The sequence below is a fragment of the Micromonospora sp. 15K316 genome, assembly GCF_004348525.1.
Classification (GTDB): domain Bacteria; phylum Actinomycetota; class Actinomycetes; order Mycobacteriales; family Micromonosporaceae; genus Micromonospora.
In genome coordinates this window covers 1-1,220 of sequence record NZ_SMKG01000419.1, presented here as the reverse complement: position 1 = coordinate 1,220, position 1,220 = coordinate 1, and the positions used below count along the sequence as shown (strand labels likewise).

Annotated in this window: 2 protein-coding genes; both read left to right on the top strand. The window is 77.1% G+C overall.

The features are described from left to right. The first annotated feature begins 60 nt into the window (after positions 1–60). Complete coding sequence (locus tag E1211_RS32090; RefSeq protein ID WP_371686237.1) at positions 61–645, top strand: hypothetical protein; 585 nt, start codon at positions 61–63, stop codon at positions 643–645. 10 nt (positions 646–655) lie between these two features. After that, positions 656–1,220, top strand: a 565-nt coding sequence (locus E1211_RS32085; protein ID WP_305792241.1) for a prephenate dehydratase domain-containing protein, incomplete at its 3' end; no start/stop codon positions are given.

The window sequence follows — 1,220 nt, the reverse complement described above, 5'->3', positions numbered from 1 at the left end:
GCGGGGAGCAGACCGGGCACCCCGTCCCGCCGACCGACCCGGGCCGGTGCGCGCGCGAGCGTGCCCGCCGGACGGCCGATCGGCGTGGCTCCCCGCCCCCGCGTTCCCGTGACGGCGTCGGGCCGGCGAGCACGAGCCGCGGCGGCCGCCCTGACCGTCCTGGCGCTCGCCGGCTGCGGTGTGCCGCCCGAGCTGAGCCAGTCGGCATCCCCCACCTCGCCGACCGCGCCGCCGGCACCGACGGCGGCCCCCACCTCACCCGCGCCGACGGCGACCGGCCAGCCGTCTACCGGGCCGGGCCTGCCGTCCCCCTCGGCCGACGCGGGGCTGGTGGCGACGCCGTGCCGGAACGGCCCGACCGGTGAGCGGATCGTCAACCTGCTGCGGGGCCGCGCCGCAGTGCTCCCCGACGGCGTCCGGGTCAAGGTCGGCACCGGGCCGCTCTGCGCCGCCGAGTGGCAGTACACGGTGCTCGAGGTGACCGGTCACGAGGAGCTCCAGGTCGTCACCCGGGGCCGGCCGGCCGCACCAGAGCTGGTGACCGCCGGCACGGACGTGTGCAACGCCGAGGTGCGGGTGGTCGCCCCGCCCGGCATCCGGACCTTGGCCTGCGACAGCGGCACGGTGGGCGTACCGGGTGCGTAGGCTGGTCGGCATGCCAGGAACTCCGCCGACCCGCTTCGTCTACCTCGGGCCCGAGGGCACCTTCGCCGAGCAGGCGCTGCGTACGATCCCGGCCGCCGAGCACGGCAGCCGTACGCCCGCCCGCAGCGTCGGGGAGGCGCTGGAGAGCGTACGGGCCGGTGAGGCCGACTCGGCGCTGGTGCCGCTGGAGAACTCGATAGGTGGGGCGGTCGGGGTGACCCTCGACGAGCTGGCCGAAGGGGAACCCCTGGTCATCACCCGCGAGGTGATCCTGCCCGTGGAGTTCGTGCTCGGCGCGCGCCCCGGCACCGAACCGGACGCGATCGGCACGGTGGCCGCACACCCGCAGGCCTCCACCCAGTGCCGGAACTGGCTGCGCGCCAACCTGCCCGACGCGGTCGTGGTCGACGTGCTCTCCAACGGAGCCGCGGCCGCGGGCGCCGCCGCCGGCGAGTACGACGCGGCGATCTGCGCCCCGATCGGCGCCACCCGCCACCGGCTGGCCGTACTGGCCGACAAGATCGCCGACCACCCGGACGCGGTGACCCGCTTCGCGCTCGTCTCCCGCCCCGGCC